Source organism: Mucilaginibacter sp. P5_A6, from assembly GCF_056400585.1.
The window spans coordinates 68201-89541 of record NZ_JBFUKZ010000010.1; the positions used below are offsets into that span (position 1 = coordinate 68201).

The window sequence follows — 21341 nt, forward strand, 5'->3', positions numbered from 1 at the left end:
GCTATAGGGGAATCACTTTTAAAAGACTTCAAGTCATGCCTAAGGATAGCTAAATGCCAATTTAAAATTTAACAATAAAAGTATGATGAGGGCTTTGGTATTGATAGCTAAGCGCGAACCCCAAATTCTCACAGATCTGTTTGCTGATGGTAAGCCCGAGGCCGCTGCCATCTGAGGTAGATGATTTATGGAAACGGGTAAATATTTTATCATCAGGCAGTGGGGCATTATTTCCGGTATTTTTGATGGTAAGGCTGCCGGGAGTTAATTTAATGATGATCTGGCCGCCTGCATGGTTATGCCTTACAGCGTTAATGATAAGGTTATTTAACAATATTTCAATTAAATACCTGCTTCCCAGGATCTCTTTATCCTCCAGGTCGGCCGTTACGGTTATCCTTTTATCAGCAAAAATATCTTCCAGTTGTACCAGCATTTCATCAATCAACTGTTCCAGGTTGATGTGCTGCTGATCGGTTAGCAGGCGGTTCTCAATTTTTACCAGCAGTAACAACGATTGATTAAGCCGGCTTAACCGTGCAACCGCGCTGTACAGATCGTTAAGCAGTTTGCTTTGCCTGTCATTAAAGTTTTCGGACTGTATTAATGTATCCAGTTTAGAGTTGATGACGGCTATAGGGGTAAGCAGCTCATGAGATGCATTTTCTGTAAAGGTTTTGAGTTCTTTGTAATCATATTTTGCCTTGGCTGTCATGGTTGCTGCGGCCCGATTTAGTTCTACAAATTCACTAATACGGGTGGTTGTTTGGGGTATCTCACGGCTATCGGTAATATTGAATAGTTTTATCTCGTGTAAAATAGAATAAAATGGTTGCCATAAACGGTTTAAAATTAACCGGTTAGCTATCACTAATACCAACAGTAAAAACAGAATAACGCCTATAGTAATGCCAAAAATGATCTGTATCAGGTCTTCCGTTTCCACTTTTGATTCTACAATGAGGATCTTATAATACTTGCCATTTACAGTAACCGAGCTTATCAATCCACGGCCTGATTCATATTCGTTTTCATCCCTGCGGTAACTGGTGTTGATAAATTCCCGCTTTACCGAATTAGGCTTTGCCTCACTAAAAGTGATCTGTTGATCTTTTGACTCAAATACCTGTGGTAATTGGTGATTAAGTTTTACATAATCAAAAACCTCTTCTTCTTCTACTTTTAAGGCCCTGTCGTTCTGGTCGTTCAGGATCCAGCTGATGGCCTGGTAGTAAATAATGCCGGTTATTACCATTACAATTACTGTGGTAATGATGTTTACGCGGTTATATAAGGTAAGCAGCTTCATTGGCTGGCAAATTTATACCCCATACCGTAAGCAGCCTGGATATAATCGTTAGCGCCGGCTTCCACCAGTTTTTTGCGGATGTTTTTGATGTGGGAGTAGATGAAGTCGAAATTATCGGCCAGGTCTATACCATCGCCCCAAAGGTGTTCGGCTATCGCGTTTTTAGAAACTACCTTCCCTTTGTTGGCGATAAAATAAATAAGCAGGGCAAATTCTTTGCGGGTAAATTTTAAAGGCTTATCATGTACGCTCACTGTTTTGGCCTGCAGATCGATGCTGATCTCGTTAAACACCAACAGGTTGCTGCCATTATACATTTTACGCCTGATGATGGCAGACACACGGGCCTTAAGCTCCGAAAGGTGGAATGGTTTTACAAGGTAATCATCAGCCCCAAGATCAAGGCCCTGCAACCGGTCATCGAGCGAGTTTTTGGCAGATATGATAAGCACGCCATCGGTAAAATTACTTTCTTTTATTTTTTTGAGTATGCTGATGCCATTGCCGCCGGGTAAGGTAATATCCAACAGGATACAATCATAGCGATATAGCTCAACCTTGGTGAGGGCGGCAGCATAGGTTGAGGCTGTTTCGCATATATTTCCGGCTTCCGAAAAATATTCCTCAATACTCTCGCGCAGGCCCTCTTCGTCTTCAATGATCAGTAATTTCATTATTAAATTTTAAGTGATGAGCTGTGCGTAATATTTGGATGAAGTTAAAATTAATGTTAAAATTCAAAGCTATAAACTCTTTTTGTACACATTTTGGATTTACAAACAGATGAATTTATTTTAAATGAAACAGAATGTATCCAAAATGGTAATCTACTTTTAACTTACATATAACTTATAACTAAAACCATGTGGTGGATTTACGCTTTACTATCGGCATTGTTTGCCGCGCTTACCGCAATATTTGCCAAAATAGGCATAAAAGGAGTTGATACCGACCTTGCAACTGCCATACGTACCGTAGTGATATTAATACTGGCCTGGGCTATTGTATTGTTTAAAGGCAGCAATAAAGGTATAGAAGGTTTAACCCGGGTAAACTGGACATTCCTCATCCTATCGGGCTGTGCAACCGGTCTTTCGTGGATCTGTTATTTCAGAGCCCTGCAATTGGGTAAGGTATCGCAGGTAGCCCCGGTTGATAAGCTGAGCGTGGCACTGGCCATTGTTTTAGCCGTTGTATTTTTGGGAGAACCACTCACATTAAAAAATGGTATTGGCGCATTACTTATAATTGCCGGCACCTTAGTGTTAATATTTTGATTAACAGAATATAGAATCACGCCTTAGATTACATAAAGTTTATCCTTCATCTTTTGTCTGAAAGTCCTGTGTCTGATAATCCTTCGTCTTAAAGTCCTTCGTCCTTTGTCTGAAAGTCCTTCATCCCTTATTGTAACAACTGTGTTGATAAATTAACCTTATTGTAACAAACACGCAAACATTCAGAATATATCCAAACTTTCTTTTCAAATTCGCCGCCAGATCACCTGTTCTAAGATAATGAAGGCGTATTATATATTATTTCTTTTTGTTCTGTTTACCATAATAAATGTACAAGCCCAGACTCCTGCGGGCAAGGGAAAAATCAGCGGAAAAATTACCGATGCTGTTACCAAACAAGGGGTTGATTATGCAACTATATCTGTTTATAAACAAGGTGCCGAATCGCCTTTTAATGGTATCAGCACCGATCCTAAAGGGAATTTTACAGTAGATAAGATCCCCCCGGGCGAATACAAAGTTACCGCCGATTTTTTAGGCTATCAGCGGGCCACTGTAGAGCATGTTATAATAAAAGATGGCACTGCCGTAAACTTGGGCGAAATTTTATTATCGCCCATGCCGCGCCAGCTAAAGGATGTAAACATTACAGCCACTGCGCCAACCGTTCAAAACAAGATAGATAAAATGGTTTACAACCCGCAAAACGACCTGAGCGCGCAGGGCGGGGTAGCTATTGATATATTAAAGAAGGTACCCCAGGTTACGGTTGATATTGATGGTAATGTTGAGCTGCAGGGCAACTCCAATATTCGCTTTTTGATAAATGGTAAGCCATCAAGTATTTTTGGCGCCAGCCTTGCCGATGCGCTGGCAAGTATCCCGGCCAGTCAGATAAAAAGCATTGAGGTAGTTACCAGTCCGGGCGCAAAGTACGATGCCGCAGGCACAGGGGGGATAATCAATATTATTTTAAAGGATAGCAGGGTTGAAGGTATTAACGGCAGTGTTAACCTATCGGCAGGTACCCGCCGCGAAAACGGATCTTTTAACCTCAACGTGCGTAAGGGGAATTTTGGTGTTAACGCCTTTTTTAGCGGCAATGCGCAAATCAACAGTAACTCGCCAAACACCAATAACCGTACATCCACCAATGACCTTGGCAATACAACAACATTTTTTCAGCAGGGAAGTAATAACTTCAGGCGTAATGGCTATCAATCGGGCTTAAATTTTACCTGGAACATCAGTAAGCACGATGACCTTACCGCAGCTGTAGGTTTTAATCATTTTGGTAACCATAACAAAGGCATCACCAACCAGGATCAGCGTATTGCTGATGCATCGGGCAGCCTGCTTTCTGATACCGCCAGCATCCGTAACTCCAGCAGTAAATTTAACGGAACTTCAACCGATGTGAGTTTAAGCTATAAAAAAACCTTTGAAAAAGAGGGGCAGGAGCTTGATGTATTGTATTCGTCGAGCTTTGGTAATAACAGTTTCAGCTCCTTTCAACGTACCGACTACACAAATGCGGGTATTTTACCCACAGGGATATCTAATAACAACCCGGGTAAAGACAGGGGAATGAATATTTCTGTTGACTATRCACAACCGGTAAGTAAAAACTTTACCATTGAAACCGGCGCCAAGCTCGATTTTAGCCATATCAACAACAACGTGGTTACCACTACTTTAGATACCACTGGCAATTTTGTGCCCAACGCCGGGCAAACCTATGGCTTTACTTACGATCGTAAAATATATGCTTATTACTTGTCTGCAAGTACATCGGTATTTAATAATTTCCTGGATATAAAGGCTGGGTTGAGGGACGAGTATACCATTACCACAGCCGATTTTAAGAATACCAATATCCCGAATTACAATATTTTAGTACCATCATTGGTATTTTCGCACAAATTTGATGAGTCGCAGTCGGTTAAACTAAGCTTTACCCGCCGGATAGAACGCCCTGATTACGGCGATCTTAACCCATTCCTCAATATCAGCGATACACATAACATTAATACAGGTAACCCCAATTTAAAACCAGAGCGTGGCGATAATTTTGAATTGGGTTACAATAAATCATTTGATAAGGGAGCAAACATCAACATCGCCGCTTTTTACCGAAGAAATACGGATGATATACAGCGGTTTACCACTTTTTACCAAACCCTTGTTTTAGATGGCATTACCTATACCAATGTATCGCTTACCCAACGCTATAATATAGGGTCCGAGATTCGTACCGGTATCAACATTTATGCATCATTGCCGGTTACCAAAGCGTTCAACCTGCGAACCAACATGATATTTTCTGACAGGACGAGTAACAATCCGGGCAGCCCAAGTGTGAGCGGTTTTGCTTATCGTTTAAACCTGAACGCTCAATACGATTTTGGCAATAACCTGAGCGCCGAATTTTTTGGAAATTATAACTCATCGCAAAAAGGAATCCAGGGAACCCAGCCTAAATTTGTTTTCTACAACTTCGCGATGCGTAAAATGTTCATGAATAAAAAGGCCAGTATAGGTCTTACCGCATCAAATCCGTTTGCTAAATATGTGGGCCAGCGCTCAACTACTTTTGGCAGTAATTTCAACCAGACTAATGTAAGATTAATACCTATCCAGTCATTCGGCATAAGCCTCAGCTATAAATTTGGTAAGCTCGATTTTAAGAAAGACAAGAGCAAAGAGAAAGAAGATAACGAAGGCAGGCAGGATGAAACGTCTGTTGATAAAGGGAAGTAAGCTTAAAGCATAAAGCTTCTTGCTTAGCAAGTGACAAAAAAAGCGATGGTAAAACCATCGCTTTTTTTTAGCCTTTAGCCTTTAGCCTTTAGCCTTTAGCCTTTAGCCTTTAGCCTTTAGCCTTTAGCCTTTAGCCTTTAGCCTTTAGCCTTTAGCCTTTAGCCTTTAGCCTTTAGCCTTTAGCCTTTAGCCTTTCTTACCCGTTCTTAATCAAAATGCTCTCAATTACCAGTGTAGCATCTTCGCAGCTATCGGTGGCTGTTTCCATTGCCATAAAAACATCAGTATATTTTATAAGCTGTATGGCATCGGTTTCGTTAGCCAGCAAATCGGCAAAGGCTTCGTTATAAACGGTATCTGCCTGGTATTCCAGTTTTTTAACATTATTGCAAAGCTCAAATATTTGTGCCGAATTGCTTAGGTTGTTCATGGCTTTAACCGCATCTTCAAGGCCTGTTGTTGTTTGCAGAATAATATCGGCCAGGTTAATGATAGGAGGGGTTATCTTAGGTACATCATACAGGTTTATCCTGCGGGCTGCCATGGCGATGCTATCAGCAACATCATCAATAGCGGCGGCCAGATCGCACATATCCTTGCGCTGAAACGGTGATATCAGCATCCTCCCGGATTCTGTAAATACCTGGTGGGTAATTTCGTAACTTTTTGTTTTTAGCTTATCAATATGATTAAACTGAAATTTTTGTTCGTAGGTATCGCTTGAGTTTACCGCAGTGTTAAGCAGCGTCGCCATTTCGGTAGCATTGGCAGCAGCGCGGTTAAATAAATCATAAAAAACCTGGTTTGAATTGGGGAATATCGACATTGACTTGAACTTTTTATGACTTTTTAAACAGCAATTAAGTTAAGAGCGTGTATGCTAAGTAATTAGCGCGCATTATGCACAAATATTTATGCGGCTAAATGTAGCCATTAATTTGGTGTGAAAAGTAATGCAATTGTTAACGCAGTGTTAATTAAATGTTATTAAATTATATAACGGTTGTATTAACAGATACGATACAATTACCCGGGTAAATAAATTATAATGTAACATTTGCCCGGTATTAAAACAATATCGCCGTTATGTTTATTATAACAGATATAAGCCAAGAGTCATGAAATCCGCTGATAAACATTATAAATTTATAAACAGTCAAACTGGTTATGCAATTTATTACCACTCATTAAGCAGCGACCTCAGCACCGAAGAGATCAAAAAACAATTGCAGGATGTAAAAAACCGTGTGGCAAGTCAAAATAGAATTTACTGCGAAACTGTTTATTGGGAGGAGATAAAAGAAAATGCTGATGCTTAACATAATAAATTCTGCACCTTTATTTTAATTTGCTTTTGTGCACAGAAATGTGGTACATTTAATTACCAGTTATAAACCCTTTTCTATTTGTCGTTTCCTGCATGAAAAAGTTATTATTTACACTTTTGTGTACAACATGCTTTTGTATCCCGGCTTTTTCGCAGGTGGCTAAGGAATCATTGTTGTTGGATGATGTTGTATCGCGTTTACAAACCTTATCAACAACCAAAGCCATTGAAAAAGTATACCTGCACTTTGACAGGACACTTTATAACGCCGGCGATACAGTGTTTTTTAAGGCTTACCTTACTCTTGGCGAACAACACCAGTTATCAAAACTAAGCGGCGTATTACATGTCGACCTCATGAATTCGAGCGATTCGCTGGTGCAAAATATATCCCTGCAAGCTGCCAATGGCATAGCCTGGGGCGATTTTGCGTTACCAAACAAATTGCCAAAAGGTATTTATCATATAAAAACATATACCAAATGGATGCTCAATAATGCCGACCCGGGGATTTTTGATCAGCCGATAGTAATTAACAGCGCTGTGCCTGCAACGCAGGTACTGGCTAACCGGCCGGCCACCATCAGCAACAATAAATTTGATATCCAGTTTTTTGCGGAAGGCGGAACTTTTGTAAACGATATACCTGCTAAACTCGCTTTTAAGGCCATGGGCCAAAATGGCCTGGGGGTGGATATAAAAGGTGTGGTTGTTGATAACCTGAACACCGAAGTAACTAAATTTGAAGCCAAACACCTGGGAATGGGTATTATTTATATTACCCCGGTTGAAGGCCGAAGCTATAAAGCAAAGCTTACTTATGCTGATGGCACAAAGGCCGTTGTTGATTTACCTAAGGCTGATAGCAAAGGGATGGCCTTGCTGGTAAACAATGATAAACCAGATAAGCTGATGATAGAAATAAATGTAAACCGGTCATATTATCTTGATAATAAAAATAAAGAAATTGGCGTGGTTATTTATTCAAACGGATCGGTGCGTTCACTTAAAACAACGCTTGATAACCAGGTGCTTGATATTAATCTGGATAAAAAAGATTTTCAAACCGGTATAGTACAGGTAACCTTGTTTTCGCAAGCCGGCGAACCTTTAAATGAGCGCCTTTCATTTATACAAAATAATGATCATATAAACTTACAAACCGTTTCTGATAAACCGGCTTACCCTACCAGGGGCAAAGTACACGTAACTGTAAGTGCAAAAAAGGATGTTAAACCGGTTACAGGTTACTTTTCGGCATCGGTTATTGATGCAACTAAAATACCTGTTAATGAAAGCGCCGAAACTACCATATTAACACACCTTTTATTAACATCGGCCTTACAGGGATTTGTTGAACAGCCCAATTACTACTTTTCCCATGCTACCGCTGATACCCGCGCAGATTTGGATATACTGATGCTTACGCAGGGATACCGCCGCTTTACCTGGAAACAATTGCTTGGTGATGATCCTCAAACAGCTGCAACTTACCCTGTTGAAAAAGGGTTGGATATATCGGGCACGGTGAAAACAACTGCAGGTGTACCTGTTGCTAACGGGAGCGTTACCTTGCTTACCCAAAACGGAGGCACCATGTTAAACCAGGTAACCGATGCCAACGGCAGGTTTAATTTTGCCAATTTGATTTACACCACCAATACCACGTTTGTAATTCAGGCTAAAACCGAAGGAGGGAAAAGCAATACACAGATCATAATGGATCAGCCCCGGAGAATAAATATTTCAACAGGTAATGGCCCAACGTTGGATAAGGGCGGTGCGGGTAATCCCGTGAGTATACCCGCTGTTGCAGCTACCTACCTGGCCGACGCAAGCGGGAAGTTATTAAAAGACGTAATTGTTAAAGATAAATTCTTGGATCCTGAGCATGCTACAATTAATCAGTTTAGTGATCAAACCGGGATATCGCGCGGCTTGGAGGGGCATTTACCCGGCGTTGCGTTAATGCGAGGGGTACCGTATTTAAGAGACAGAGTTGGTTTAACAGGAGCAGCCCCTATGCTGGTGATAATAGATGGCGTGCAATCCAGTTCAAATGTTGATGACTTAAGCGTATCCGATGTAGTAAGTGTTAAAATGCTTAAAAATGTTGATGCAGCTATTTACGGGTCGCAGGGGGCCAATGGTGTATTGCTAATTACCACGGCTAAAAATAAAACAGTGGCTGTAAATAAAAAGATTTCGCCGGGATTGCTTTCTTATGCCCCCAGGGGATTTTATAAGGCCCGCGTATTTTATTCGCCCACTTATGGCACATCGGCTACGCAAAGCAATAAGGCCGATGAGCGCAGTACCATTTACTGGAACCCTGATATTGTTACCGATAAAGACGGCAACGCCTCCTTTGATTTTTACAATGCTGATGGTAAAGGTAATTACCGGGTGGTGGTTGAAGGCATGGACGAAGATGGCAATATGGGCCGCAGTGTTTTCGCTTATAAAGTAGAGTAAAATTTATTAACAAAAAACCCCTGCCTTGCGGCAAGGGTTAAAAAAACCACAACAATTGTTTAACCTTTTGGCCATCTTAACCTTAAGGTCAATTCCTAACTGCAATATGGCTATCTTGTTAATATAACAATGCTGTTTATCAACTGTTTTTAATTGCTAAAACAATATTTTTTTAAACAATACCTAAGTTTTATTTGAACTTTGAATTGCTACCCAAACAAATTTCATCCTATATTTATACCAAACAAATCCATGAGAAGTATTATGAAAACATCTATTAAATTAAAAGCAGCATTGCTATTGGCATCTGCGCTATTTGTGAGCAGCCTTACATTTGCACAGGACAAAAAGCCGGCAAGTCCGCATGACAGCACAAGTGCTACTGTAGCCGGTTCACTAATCAAAATTAAATATGGCAGTCCTTACGTAAAAGGGCGTAAAGTACTGGGCGAACTGGTGCCTTTTGATAAGGTATGGCGCGCAGGAGCCGATTCGGCAACCAGCATTACTACCAGCAAAGCTATCAAAGTGGAAGGCAAAGCGCTTCCTGCCGGAAGATATGCTTTCTTCGTAATTCCATCTGCAAGTGGCACCTGGACACTTATTTTTGATAAAAACCCGAAACAATGGGGAGCCTATACTTACAAAGAAGCTAATGATCAGTTACGTGTAACGGTTAAAGGGAAAACCGTTCCTAAAAGCGAAAGCCTTAAATATACTATTACGCCAAAAGGCTTCAGCCTTAAATGGGATACTTTTGAGGTGCCTGTTTCAATAAAATAAGTATTTAAATTACCCAATTACATTAAAGCTCCTTCACCCGGAGCTTTTTTTGTATCCTGTTACTTGTATGAATAAAAAGCCGGGGAAAGACCGGAGGTTCTCTTCTATCTTAATTCTTATATCCCGGCTTTATTAATAAGCACTATATTTACTTAATGCGTAACCACATCAGCAAAAATCCCTTATTAAAAAGGATCATCGTTATATTGTTGCTGGCCTTAACTACTTTTATACTGATGCAGCTTGCCAGCCATCCCGCATTGGTTGAGCGTTATTATTCAAATGGATTTTACAAATTTATCTGCTGGATTTTTCACCCGGTATTAAACCTATTCCCTTTTAGTGTTGGCGATCTGTTATACATCGCAGTTATAGTTGCTTTAATTTGGGGGATAGTGAGGATAATTAAACTGTTGTTTAAAAAGCAGTTTAAAATTGCCGGTATGCATTTCCTCGGATGGATTATAGGTGTGCAGGTAGCTGTACTTATTTTTTATTTGTTTTGGGGGATGAATTATTTCAGGCCATCGGCAGCAGAGCGCCTTAACCTGAGAGATACCTCCTTCACTACAGCCGACCTGAAGGGTGTAACTAAATTACTAATAGATAGTGCCAACACCTGCCGCGCACGTATAACTGCTGCGGATTTGACTCAAGGCAACAGTGCCATTTATCAAACAGCTGTTAATGCGGTGAGTTCACTCTCTGCGGATTCTGTTAACTTCCGGGCTTTTCATCCGGGAGTAAAGCCTTCCATGATCAGCTTTTTAATGAATTATATGGGCACATCGGGCTATTATAATCCTTTTACAACAGAGGCGCAGATCAATTATGAAATGCCTGTGTTTAACCGGCCGTTTGTAGCTTGTCATGAAATGTCGCACCAGGTAGGTTACGGAGCCGAAGATGAAGCTGATTTTGCCGGGTTTATCATCGGCATAAAATCACGTGACCGCTTGCTGCGCTACTCGGCCTATCATTTAGCAGTTGATGAATTTATGCATACCCTAAGACGCAGGGATACCGTAGCTCATAAAGAATTAAKGGCAATGATATCTAAAGATGTACACCAGGATTTTGTAACCGAGCGTGCTTACTGGCTGGCTTACGAAAACAAGTTAAGCGCAATCAGCAGTATTTTTTATGATAATTTTCTGAAAGCCAATAATCAACCCCAGGGTTTGGGAACCTATAACCGTATGGTATTACTGGTTATGGCGTGGGAGAAAAAACAATGGGTTCATTAGTTCAGTGGTTCATTGGTCTTTGCAGGTGAGTAAACAAGAATTGCCAGGATTTAGGTTATTCACCAATGAACTAAAATAAAAAATGCGTTCCGTATCTCACCCCGGAACGCACTGCAATATCATCTCTCAAATGACATTGTATCAACTAAACCTCAGATCTCACGTAAATGAACATCCAAGCTCTTATATATTTACTGCAGTAATAACCAGTAAACAAAAAATTTATTACTTTGTGATTGTGCCAAAAACGCGGCAAAAAATTCGCGCTGCGTTTCAAAAATTATGAATAATTGAAAAGAAACGCAGGTGCAATGTAAATATTGTGTTTTAATGACCAAATTTACTTCATATTATTAATATATCATTACTAATTTTCAATCTAATTTGTTAGACGCAACGGTAAAATTATTGTTACCATGAAACATAATTTAATTTTCATTTTAATATTTTCTCCTTGTATTGTATTTGCCCAGGTATTTAACCTGGAGGAAATAAAACGGGCCGAAACACAGGCTAAAGCTGTAACAATTATTCGCGATAATTATGGCGTACCGCATATTTATGGTAAAACAGATGCCGATGTGGTTTTTGGGCTGATGTATTCGCAATGCGAGGATAATTTTAAAGGTATTGAGCGTAATTACCTTTACCAGCTTGGCAAACAAACCGAAGTTGATGGCGAAAATAACCTCGCTACCGATATACAACTCCAGTTGATAGCTGATACTGCCGACGCTATCAGGGATTATAAAAAAAGTGCGCCTGCTTTCAGGAAATTGATGGATGCCTTTGCCGATGGCATAAACTATTACCTGTATAAGCATCCCGAAATAAAACCTAAGGTATTTAAATATTTTAAGCCCTGGTATGCCTTAATGTTTACCGATGGCAGCGTGGCCGCAACCGAAACCGGCGGGATTAAGCTGGAAGAAACAAAAGCATTTTATGCAGATGGCGGCGAGAAGCTGGGCATCCTGATAAACCATCCCCCAAATAATTATGAATTTGTGAATGAACGGGAAACCGGATCAAACGGTTTTACTATATCGCCATCTAAATCGGCATCGGGTCATGCTTTATTGTACATTAACCCGCATGTGCCTTTTTATTTTCGCAGCGAAGTGGAACTGGTAAGCCAGGAGGGGCTGCATGCTTATGGCGCTGTTACCTGGGGGCAGTTTTTTATTTACCAGGGTTTTAACCAACATTGCGGCTGGATGCACACCAGCAGCTATGCGGATGTGGCCGACCTTTATGCCGAAAAGATGACCAAAAAGGATGGTAAGTGGTTTTATGAGTACGATGGGGCGCTTAAACCGGTAATCACCCGTAAGCTTGTCGTCAATATAAAAAACGGCGACAAAGTTGAGCAACGAACGATAACGGCCTATTACACACATCACGGGCCGGTATTGGGAAGCCGCGATGGTAAATGGTTAGCTTTAAAAGCCAATAACCGCTCATATAACGCCCTGCTGGAGTCATGGCAAATTACCAAAGCCAATACCCTTGCTGAGTATAAAAAGGCTATGGACCTGGTATCAAACGCAACAAACAACACTGTTTATGCCGATGATAAGGGCAATACCATTTTTTGGTACGGCAACTATATTCCCAAAAGAAATCCTAAATATGATTGGAGCCTGCCCGTTGATGGCAGCACACGTGCAACAGAGTGGCAAGGCGTTCATCAGCTTAAAGATATTGTTACAACTACAAACCCTGCTACCGGCTGGATCCAGAATTGCAATTCAACGCCGTATACTGCTGCCGGGGCAAGCAGTCCCGATAAAAGTAAATATCCCGTTTATATGGCGCCTGATGGTGAAAACTACAGGGCCGTAACTGCCATTAATATATTAAAAAATGCAGATCATCTTACGCTTGATGGCCTCATAGCCAAAGGCTACGATCATTACCTGGCCGCTTTTGATGATTTATTACCCGGTTTATTTAAAGCTTATGATAACGCCCCCGATTCGTTAAAAATCTCCCTTGCCGAACCTGTGAAGCTGTTGCGGCAATGGGATAAACGTACAGCCGTAAATTCGGTAGCCAGTTCGCTGGCCATTGAATGGGGTACTTTGATGTTAAAATTGCTTCCGCCGCCTAAAACAGACCAGCAAAGCACTTTTATAACGCAGCGGATAAAAACGCTTGCCGAACAAACTTCGGGCGATCGGCAACTTGTTCTTTTAACTGATGTTTTGAAAAACCTGCAAAGCCGCTTTGGCACGTGGCAGGTACAATGGGGTAATATGAATCGCTACCAGCGCCCTGCAGACGGCACAACGTTCGATGATAATTTACCCAGTATCCCGGTTGGTTTAACGGGCTCTGGATTTGGCCAGTTGCCGTCGTTCCAGAGCCGCACTATGAATACGTTGAAGCGGTATGGCTACTCGGGTAACAGCTTTGTAGCCGCTGTTGAATTTGGTCCAAAAGTAAAGGCTAAAAGTATCATGACAGGGGGGCAATCATTTGACCCGGCCTCAAAAAACTTTGGCGACCAGGCCCGGGGAATTATTGATGGCAGGTTTAAAGATGTTTTGTTTTATAAACAGGATGTGCTTAAACATGCTCAAAGAACTTACCATCCGGGTGATTGATTAATTGTTTAAAAAAGTATATTTGGATACAATAATAAAAATGAAGAAATACCTGTTTTTAGCATTACTATCGTTTTGCTGTGTTGATCTGTTCGGGCAAAGCATCACCATTAATGACCTTACCAATTTAACAAATCTATCAAACGGGGATGCCCATAATTATTTGGTTTTGACTAAAGGGTTTAAAAGAAAATATACCCAGGATGTTGATGGCAACACGGTGGAGAATTTAAATAAAATTGATATTGAGCATAAGGAAGAATCGGTTGCTATTGGTGTTGCCACCAAATTAAGTAGTGGTGCCACATTGCGTACAGTGTCTTATAAAACTGCTATCACCAAACATATTTTTAATTTAATAACCCAGGCAAAAAGTGCGGGCCTTCCTATGCGATTCCAGGGGGCCGATTCTGTAAACAATATTTATCTTTTTGATAACGACTTTTTTCATATCGTGATGCTCATCAGTCGTGATAATACATCTGGCTTTGTTGAGGTGAAGCAAAAAGAATATGTAGGATTTGATTAGTGTTTTGCGGGTGAATCACCTCCGGATCAGAAAAATTGCTTTAAAAAAAACACCACATCGTACCAATTTATTTCGGCATCCCATATGCAAGTAGGCAGGGATAGGTCGGCAAGAGGCAAGTCGACCTGGCAGGCGTGAATGAACAGCTCGTTTTCTATTATATGACCTGCCTATGGGTCCTTGTCTAATCGCGCAAAAACTTACGCAGTTTTTAAGACTACGTAAGTTTGCTCCTAACGGTATCAAGTCAGTTCTCCGGTGTTTTATAACTCCCTGAAAATTTGATAAATACCTCCATAATAATTTGCAATTGTAACAAGTTTATTACTATATTTATATAGTGCAAAAAAGCCATTTTAACCCAATAAGACCGCTGTTTGCCTAAAACCAATTTAACTGTTAAAAGGAGGCTTGTGATGAACGTGGTTCATAAAATTGAAAACTGGGGCGATACACATCACCCTAAAATCCTCGATATCGTACGTATAGCGCTTGGTATATTCCTGCTGTTAAAAGGTATCGCCTTTATGCAGAATACAGCGTACCTGAGGCACTTGATTGAAGGCCAGGATATAATAGATCTTTCGCCCGATGTGCTGATGGTTTTAGTTTATTATGTAACCTTTGCCCACATGGTTGGCGGTATACTGATAGCCCTTGGTATATACACCCGGATGGCATCCATCATCCAGATCCCGATTGTTATAGGCGCGGTATTTTTAACCAGTATTTTTAAAGAACCAATAAATACTTTAGCCTGGCCATCTATTACAGCCCTTGTCCTGCTTCTGCTATTTACCATCCTAGGCTCGGGGCCTATTTCTTTAGATAAATATCTGGCTGAGTGGTGAGTGGTCTATCAAATTGAGGGAGGCAATTTAGTCTTTTGTTCTTAATCTTTCCGTCTTTGCTCCTCATGATGTAACTAATTTATTTTCAGCGTGTCTTTTGGTTATCGATATGTATTTGTAAGTTTATATATCAGTAACTTAATTTGTTATGCCAGCTTTAAAACTTTGGCTATTCAGTTCAGATAAGCATTGCGCAATGCTTTTTGTGGTTGCTGTAACTGTGCTTGTTTCGGCCTGCGGAAGTATTAAGAAAACGGAAAAACCAGTGGTTAAACCCGATTATAACAATACCGCAAACAATATTCATAATACTTAGAAGCTGTATTAGAACCCAACAACACCATGTTATTGCGAGCGCAGCGCGGCAATCGCGAGTTGTGCAGATCCGCCCTGTAAAGCCTGCGATTGCTTCGGTCTTTATAATGACATTATCGTAAGTTGTTGATTATCAATGTTTGTTTTTTTTACACCTAAACCTCTTACCCGTCATTGCGAGTGGTAAAATCCGTGGACTCTGAAGGGGGAATGACGTATATCGCATGGCTACGAGTCGACTCACCCCGACGAGGCTACGCCCGTCTGCCCCTCTCTCCGCTTCGCGCATAGAGGGGCAAAAAAATAAAAAAATGAGCTTCACCCTCTATGCGGCGTAAGCCGGAGAGAGGGTCGGCCAGCGCAGCGTAGCCGGGGTGAGTCGTGGCCAGCGTTTAAGCGAATGTTTGTGTAAAACCAAACATGTCATGGGTAGGTACGAAGCAATTCCCAACTTAAAGAGCGACTGTGCAAATCCGATCTGTATCTTGGGGATTATTAATGTTGTGTTTTTGTTTTTATAGGTATTAATGAGCTCCCCGCGGTCGGTTATCTTCGTCGTATCTCCTCGCAACGACGGTCATGAGGCGGCTGGTCGGTACTCGTGTGACGATCTGTTTTTTATTTTTAGACAGCAACAACCGCATGGTTATTACAAACTGCATTAAAAAATGAATATTTTTGCAACCTTATGTCAAATCAAAAAGAAGAATACTCATTCTGGACAAAGTATAAAAAATTTGCAGGGAACGAAATTTTGCTGTACCTGGTCATGATCATTGGCATCATTCTCGGTATTGTAATATTTAGTTATTTTTAACCAGGGTTACGTTGCTGTTATCCGTTTCGCTTATCGCCTGGTAAAAGTCGACAAACTCCTGGTACAGATCTTTATTGTAAGTGCCATCAATTACCTGCAGCTTGCGTTTATATACCAGCTGATCGCCAATTATTAGGGTCGAAACAGAAAACTTTCCAAAGGGCTTTTCTATGGATATACTTGCCGGGCGCATATCAACATGGTAACCTTTAGGCAGGGTATACCTAATTTCATCTTCATCGGTATAGCCCCTGTTTATATATAAAGCGTTACGCCTGTTACGTACTTCGCGGGGTGTTCCTCCCGCCCGGTTAATGGCATTGGCTAAAAAATCTATCTTGCCGTTGTTTGCCGATCCATAATCGGGCGCGCTTAGCTTTATAGTTTCTGTAGCTACCGGGTTCAGGCTTTTATCCTGTTTAAATTCAAACTTTTCAATTTCGAGATTATTTATAGGGTATTCCTTTTGAAGGCTTTTTACCTGCTCTTTTGGGCCTTCCTGGATAATATATTCACGATTTTCATACTGCGTGCCTTTAAACGTGGTAAGCATATCGCCTGTTAACATCCCATCAGCATTTATGCTGAAACTGGCTTTGCAGTATTGCAGGTTATCCTGGGCTGTGTATTTAGGTGTATGCAGCAGTTTGCCGCCATCGGGTGTGCAGGCTAATACATAACGGTCATCAGTAAAATCACTTAAAAAGCCGAATGGTATTTTCTGGCTTGTGCATTCCAGGAAAGTGGTGTCGTTTTTAAACGGCAGGCACAGTATAACATGGTCAAACTGGTTCATGCTGGCAAAATCAATTAAAGGGCTTTGCTTGCGCGAGCCCGACTTAACAATACAATAGTAAGCATCGATATCAACCGCCTTAAGCAGCGCCTGGGTATAATTTACCAATGCTTTACAGTCGCCATAATTTTGCTGGTCCACATCGCTTGCCAAAAACGGCTGATAACCACCTATGCCAACCTGTACACTTATGTAGTGCGTTTTGCCCTGCATGTATTCATAAATTTTTTTGGCTTTCAATTTAGGATCGGTAATTCCATTGGTGATCTCCTTCATTCTATCGATAGTTGATACCGGGAGCGTTGTACGACTGGCCAGTAATTTATCATAGATCCATTTACCCATCCCGTTCCAATCATTAAATGATCCGGGTACGCCCAGGTATTCAAAGTTTTCGGGCGCTATTTTTACCCTGCTCAAATATTTATCGCCATTGGGGCTGTATGGCTCTTCCTTTATGGCTTTTAAATTTGTCAACTGCCAGGTGTACGTGCTCTCTCCCTGCTTATTGGTGCCTATAACTACCTTAACAGGAACATTTAACTCTTTATACCTGATCCTAAAACCGGGCTTACTGCTAAAAGTATAAGTGCTTTTTTCAACGGCAACACCTGTTGACGAGTTGGGTACCCAATCGGCGAAGTTGAGCGATTGCTTTGATTTTATGTCGTATTCATAAGCAACGGTATAGGGATAATCGGTAACTGCCGGGTTAAAATGTTTAACCTTGGTGTCATCAAATAGTGTCGACCGGCTCACCGCATCAACATCCTCAAAGTCGCTTTCAGAAAACTTACTTATTGGTTTGCCAAACTGGTTGTATACTATTCCCTTTATTCCTTTTATAATATTGGCTTTGTCATGAAACACAACTATTTCGGCTTCTTCGGCGCCATTTTTATTTAATATAGTTATAGCCTGTTTTATATGGTAAAAAGTATTATTCAAATCTTTTACTTCAATATTAAGCTCTTCATTGCGTACAACGGCGCCGGCGTAGGGCAGCAGATCTTTAGGTATCAGCGATACGTCATAGTTTTCCTGCGCACCTGCGCTTATGTTTAATGCCAGAATTGATAACAGCGTTACAAGTACTTTCATTATTTTTTCTTGAAAACCATATCGGCTTTTTCGGTAAGGATGATCTTATTATAAAGCTCTTTCAGGTAAGGATATTCTTCCGAAGTGTAAACAGGTTTGGTAAACTTTATTATGCTTGAGAATGTGAAAGCACTGCCAAGGCTGTCAAAATTACTTGCATACATACCACCGTTTCCGGGCATTTTAAATGCTACAGACTGTGGCGGCGTTTCAACTGTATAAGCATCGGGCAGGCGCATATTTAGTATTAAACGACTATCTGATGCCATTCCCCAGTCAACCGGATAGTCCCTTTCGGCAAGCTTAAATGGATTGGTTGTTATTTTATCCCATAAAAAGGGGTTAAATACCAGCCGGCTATGGTTCATGTTATCAAACGCATCAATTTCAACCTCAAAGGTTTCTCCAAGCGGCACATCCAGGCTATCTAGGTTTGAAATACTTGATTTCAGGATCTTTAGCTTTGGTAATTTTTCGTCCTGATTTTCTACATATTCATCAACCGAATTGAATTTTTTAATGGCTTTACGTTTTAAATAAGCATCGTAACCCGAATAATAATTAGTTATGGTGCCTTTAAGCTTACCATTATCAAGCAAAGTAAGATCAAGTGATTTTGTCGACGACTCCTTCTGTAACCCATTTAATTCAATCCAGTATGATGGTTTATCCAGACTGATAACCCGGCCTTTATCGTTAAGGCATTTGAGGGGGAGAAGGCCAAATGATAACAGCGGATCGGTAGCATCAAGCAGGTAACTTTTATCACCAATATTAACTTTGGCAATCATGTAATCAAAATCATTAATTACCGGGTAAAGCATGTTGATATTACCATTATTGCGGGTTGATAGTACAACCACTTCTGTGTTTAGGTCTGCTGCCCTTAACGCTGCAGCCAGGGCCAGGTTAATATCGCCAATGGTGCCAGTATGCGCCTCATATGCTTTTTTTATACCATCTGGACTGTAAATTGTTGTAATATCATTCCATTTAAACCATTTTTGCAGGTATGCGTAAATAGCTTTCGCTTTTTCCAGTTCATCTGTTTTTCCGGCAACCACTGTGGTTATCCTATCCTTCATCAGTTCTTTGCGCTTAAATTGAGAACCAAAAAACTCATCTGTTTTAAGCTGATGTTCAATATCTTTCCAGGTTTTTGAAACAACTGTTTTTACGCTGGTATACGGGTTGGTCCATTCAACCTCATCAAAGTAAATGGCGGCTAAAAAATTCTTAGGCGAGGTCATATAGTCTTCAGACACAAAAGCGGGGATATCCTTCATTTCATATGTGATGTGCGAGCAATCACATTTTGCGCCATGGGATGAAAAGCATTCGCGTTCAAGCTCCGAAGTGCTGTTTGATAGCTTTAAACTGCCACGCAGTGATGCATTAAAAACCCAGAAAGCGGGAATGTGCACCTCATATTTTGAATGCTCTTTTGGTATTTCATCCTGAAAATCCCAATTTCTAAACTCATTAAGGTAAGGCGATGTAAGCTTATACCTGAAATCGATAACACAACCCGGCCGTAAACCAGGTAAGGCAAATTTTACGGTGCTTCGGTATTTGTAATCTTTTACAGTATATACTTTTTTAACATCAAGGGGGGCGCTGCGCATAAGGCCATCATCGTCGCGATAGTATGTAGTGCCAACTATCTCGTCAACCTCTTCTGTTGTTTCGTTATTACTACTGTGATGTATAGGTATTTCAATAGTGCCGCTTTCAAGGCCTTTTGTATCAAATATTTTGATACGGGCATGGTAATTAAAAATCAGGCGCACATGGTCATCACTTACTACATCAATCCTGCTTTTGCCAAACTCATTTAAAAATAAGGCGTGGGCCGATGTATCTTTTGCATATTTTTTTTGGTCGAGGTCTTCGGTGGTTACACTTTCTTCAAAATCCTGGGCCTTTACAAAGTGTTGAATGCCAATAAATAAGATAATAATAAGTAGGTTTTTTTTCATACAATAATTGCAATAATTAGGGTGGTATCAATTTAATACATTAAAATGAATTATTAATTAAATTAAAAAATTTATTGTGCTGATTCTTTTTAGGACATTTGCGACCTTTACAGTATTACTGAATCATTTACAATGAAACTAAAATTAAAACGCCCGCTGGCCTTTTTCGATCTTGAAACTACGGGTACCAATATAGGAGCCGACCGGATAGTTGAAATATCAGTTATTAAGCTTCACCCCGATGGCAGTGAAGAGGTTAAAACATGGCGTGTTAACCCCGGTATTCCCATTCCATTGGAATCATCGTTGGTACACGGTATTTATGACGAGCATATACAGGACGAGCAGCAATTTAAAGCCCTGGGCAACGATATAGCCGAATTTATTGGTGATAGCGACCTGGCCGGGTACAACTCCAACAAGTTTGATATCCCGATGCTGATGGAGGAATTTTTACGCGCCGGCGTTTCGTTTACTTTGGATGAGCGCCATTTTGTGGATGTACAAAATATATTTCACCAAATGGAGCAGCGTACGCTTAAAGCCGCGTACCAGTTTTATTGTGACAAAAAGATAGAAAATGCTCACTCGGCCGAGGCTGATACCCGTGCCACCATGGAAGTGTTGCTGGCGCAGATTGAGCGTTATGAAAATATGCAATGGGAAGATAAAAAAGGCATTATTACAACCCCTGTTGTTGGTGATGTTGAGGCGCTGCATAAATTTACCAACCTGAGTAAACCTGTTGATTTTGCAGGCCGGATGGTTTACAACGAACAAGGAGAGGAAACGATAAACTTTGGCAAGCACAAAGGCAAACGGGTAGAGGACGTACTGAATGCCGAGCCAAGCTATTATTCATGGATGATGCAGGGCGATTTTCCGTTGTATACCAAACGCAAGCTCGAAGAAATTCACACCCGCTGGAACGCTAAGAAAAACGCTGAGCGCCAGGCAAAAAATGCTGCACAACATCAGCAACAACCAAAATCAGTTGAGCAAACGCAGGCGCCCAAGTCAGAAGTGCCAAAAACTGACTACCCTAAAAAGGAATTCCATAAACCGGATCATACCAAAACACAATATCCACCCAAACCTTTTAAAAAGAAAGACGAACCCGCTCAACCCGTTAATGATGATATGCTGGCACAACTGGCATTGAAATTTAAGAAAGGGTAGTTTGTTTAGATTTGAGATGTTAGACA

Annotated in this window: 17 protein-coding genes; 12 read left to right on the forward strand and 5 right to left on the reverse strand. The window is 40.8% G+C overall.

The features are described 5' to 3' along the window. Positions 1-61: 61 nt before the first annotated feature. Positions 62-1309, reverse strand: coding sequence for a sensor histidine kinase (locus AC1DO4_RS13080; protein ID WP_477416435.1), 1248 nt, complete (start codon positions 1307-1309; stop codon positions 62-64). After that, the gene (locus tag AC1DO4_RS13085) at positions 1306-1983 is read right to left on the reverse strand and encodes a response regulator transcription factor (RefSeq protein WP_477402595.1); all 678 of its coding nucleotides are present in this window, start codon (positions 1981-1983) and stop codon (positions 1306-1308) included. Before AC1DO4_RS13085 ends, AC1DO4_RS13080 begins: the two co-directional genes overlap by 4 nt. A gap of 189 nt (positions 1984-2172) precedes the next feature. Here AC1DO4_RS13085 and AC1DO4_RS13090 point away from each other — a divergent pair, with 189 nt between their 5' ends. After that, positions 2173-2586 carry an EamA family transporter gene (locus AC1DO4_RS13090; protein ID WP_477416437.1) on the forward strand — a complete coding sequence of 138 codons (414 nt, stop codon included), beginning with the start codon at positions 2173-2175 and terminating at the stop codon, positions 2584-2586. A gap of 240 nt (positions 2587-2826) precedes the next feature. Further along, positions 2827-5307 (forward strand): TonB-dependent receptor, encoded by a 2481-nt coding sequence (locus AC1DO4_RS13095; protein ID WP_477416439.1) that lies wholly within the window; start codon positions 2827-2829, stop codon positions 5305-5307. A gap of 196 nt (positions 5308-5503) precedes the next feature. On the opposite strand, the gene AC1DO4_RS13100 is transcribed toward AC1DO4_RS13095, so the two are convergent. Then, positions 5504-6133 carry a DUF47 domain-containing protein gene (locus tag AC1DO4_RS13100; RefSeq protein ID WP_477416441.1) on the reverse strand — a complete coding sequence of 210 codons (630 nt, stop codon included), beginning with the start codon at positions 6131-6133 and terminating at the stop codon, positions 5504-5506. Between the two features lie 292 nt (positions 6134-6425). Between AC1DO4_RS13100 and AC1DO4_RS13105 the strand changes: the two genes are divergently transcribed. The 9 genes from AC1DO4_RS13105 (at position 6426) to AC1DO4_RS13145 (ending at position 16260) form a co-directional block, all read left to right on the forward strand. Further along, a complete protein-coding gene (locus AC1DO4_RS13105) occupies positions 6426-6626 on the forward strand; it encodes a hypothetical protein (protein WP_477416443.1) in 201 nt (66 codons plus the stop codon). A gap of 101 nt (positions 6627-6727) precedes the next feature. Beyond that, the gene (locus tag AC1DO4_RS13110) at positions 6728-9109 is read left to right on the forward strand and encodes an MG2 domain-containing protein (protein ID WP_477416445.1); all 2382 of its coding nucleotides are present in this window, start codon (positions 6728-6730) and stop codon (positions 9107-9109) included. Between the two features lie 264 nt (positions 9110-9373). Continuing rightward, positions 9374-9892 (forward strand): DUF2911 domain-containing protein, encoded by a 519-nt coding sequence (locus AC1DO4_RS13115; RefSeq protein ID WP_477416447.1) that lies wholly within the window; start codon positions 9374-9376, stop codon positions 9890-9892. A gap of 155 nt (positions 9893-10047) precedes the next feature. Next, positions 10048-11139, forward strand: a complete 1092-nt coding sequence (locus tag AC1DO4_RS13120; RefSeq protein WP_477416449.1) for a DUF3810 domain-containing protein — start codon at positions 10048-10050, stop codon at positions 11137-11139. A 416-nt stretch (positions 11140-11555) separates the two neighbouring features. After that, on the forward strand, positions 11556-13748 hold the full coding sequence (locus AC1DO4_RS13125; protein ID WP_477416451.1) for a penicillin acylase family protein: 2193 nt from the start codon (positions 11556-11558) through the stop codon (positions 13746-13748). 40 nt (positions 13749-13788) lie between these two features. Continuing rightward, positions 13789-14277: a hypothetical protein gene (locus tag AC1DO4_RS13130; RefSeq protein ID WP_477416453.1), complete on the forward strand. Its 489-nt coding sequence runs from the start codon at positions 13789-13791 to the stop codon at positions 14275-14277. Positions 14278-14693: 416 nt separating this feature from the next. After that, entirely contained in the window at positions 14694-15128 is a 435-nt protein-coding gene (locus AC1DO4_RS13135) for a DoxX family protein (protein ID WP_477416455.1), read from the forward strand. A gap of 148 nt (positions 15129-15276) precedes the next feature. Continuing rightward, positions 15277-15444: a hypothetical protein gene (locus AC1DO4_RS13140; RefSeq protein ID WP_477416457.1), complete on the forward strand. Its 168-nt coding sequence runs from the start codon at positions 15277-15279 to the stop codon at positions 15442-15444. Between the two features lie 687 nt (positions 15445-16131). After that, positions 16132-16260 carry a hypothetical protein gene (locus AC1DO4_RS13145; RefSeq protein ID WP_477406412.1) on the forward strand — a complete coding sequence of 43 codons (129 nt, stop codon included), beginning with the start codon at positions 16132-16134 and terminating at the stop codon, positions 16258-16260. On the opposite strand, the gene AC1DO4_RS13150 is transcribed toward AC1DO4_RS13145, so the two are convergent. After that, positions 16247-18157 carry a DUF3857 domain-containing protein gene (locus AC1DO4_RS13150; protein WP_477416459.1) on the reverse strand — a complete coding sequence of 637 codons (1911 nt, stop codon included), beginning with the start codon at positions 18155-18157 and terminating at the stop codon, positions 16247-16249. The two genes, AC1DO4_RS13145 and AC1DO4_RS13150, sit on opposite strands and share 14 nt — an antisense overlap. Continuing rightward, positions 18157-20136 (reverse strand): DUF3857 domain-containing protein, encoded by a 1980-nt coding sequence (locus tag AC1DO4_RS13155; RefSeq protein ID WP_477416461.1) that lies wholly within the window; start codon positions 20134-20136, stop codon positions 18157-18159. The genes AC1DO4_RS13150 and AC1DO4_RS13155 overlap by 1 nt, the downstream gene beginning before the upstream one ends. Positions 20137-20268: 132 nt before the next feature. Here AC1DO4_RS13155 and AC1DO4_RS13160 point away from each other — a divergent pair, with 132 nt between their 5' ends. Beyond that, a complete protein-coding gene (locus AC1DO4_RS13160) occupies positions 20269-21315 on the forward strand; it encodes an exonuclease domain-containing protein (RefSeq protein ID WP_477416463.1) in 1047 nt (348 codons plus the stop codon). Positions 21316-21341 lie beyond the last annotated feature (26 nt).

Excerpts from the sequence above, each read along its gene's own strand:
- AC1DO4_RS13110 (WP_477416445.1), top strand. The coding sequence starts at position 6,728 with ATGAAAAAGTTATTATTTACACTTTTGTGTACAACATGCTTTTGTATC.
- AC1DO4_RS13105 (WP_477416443.1), top strand. The coding sequence starts at position 6,426 with ATGAAATCCGCTGATAAACATTATAAATTTATAAACAGTCAAACTGGT.
- AC1DO4_RS13090 (WP_477416437.1), top strand. The coding sequence starts at position 2,173 with ATGTGGTGGATTTACGCTTTACTATCGGCATTGTTTGCCGCGCTTACC.
- AC1DO4_RS13140 (WP_477416457.1), top strand. The coding sequence starts at position 15,277 with ATGCCAGCTTTAAAACTTTGGCTATTCAGTTCAGATAAGCATTGCGCA.
- AC1DO4_RS13115 (WP_477416447.1), top strand. The coding sequence starts at position 9,374 with ATGAAAACATCTATTAAATTAAAAGCAGCATTGCTATTGGCATCTGCG.
- AC1DO4_RS13085 (WP_477402595.1), bottom strand. The coding sequence starts at position 1,983 with ATGAAATTACTGATCATTGAAGACGAAGAGGGCCTGCGCGAGAGTATT.
- AC1DO4_RS13145 (WP_477406412.1), top strand. The coding sequence starts at position 16,132 with ATGTCAAATCAAAAAGAAGAATACTCATTCTGGACAAAGTATAAAAAA.
- AC1DO4_RS13080 (WP_477416435.1), bottom strand. The coding sequence starts at position 1,309 with ATGAAGCTGCTTACCTTATATAACCGCGTAAACATCATTACCACAGTA.
- AC1DO4_RS13100 (WP_477416441.1), bottom strand. The coding sequence starts at position 6,133 with ATGTCGATATTCCCCAATTCAAACCAGGTTTTTTATGATTTATTTAAC.
- AC1DO4_RS13160 (WP_477416463.1), top strand. The coding sequence starts at position 20,269 with ATGAAACTAAAATTAAAACGCCCGCTGGCCTTTTTCGATCTTGAAACT.
- AC1DO4_RS13155 (WP_477416461.1), bottom strand. The coding sequence starts at position 20,136 with ATGAAAAAAAACCTACTTATTATTATCTTATTTATTGGCATTCAACAC.
- AC1DO4_RS13130 (WP_477416453.1), top strand. The coding sequence starts at position 13,789 with ATGAAGAAATACCTGTTTTTAGCATTACTATCGTTTTGCTGTGTTGAT.
- AC1DO4_RS13150 (WP_477416459.1), bottom strand. The coding sequence starts at position 18,157 with ATGAAAGTACTTGTAACGCTGTTATCAATTCTGGCATTAAACATAAGC.
- AC1DO4_RS13125 (WP_477416451.1), top strand. The coding sequence starts at position 11,556 with ATGAAACATAATTTAATTTTCATTTTAATATTTTCTCCTTGTATTGTA.
- AC1DO4_RS13135 (WP_477416455.1), top strand. The coding sequence starts at position 14,694 with ATGAACGTGGTTCATAAAATTGAAAACTGGGGCGATACACATCACCCT.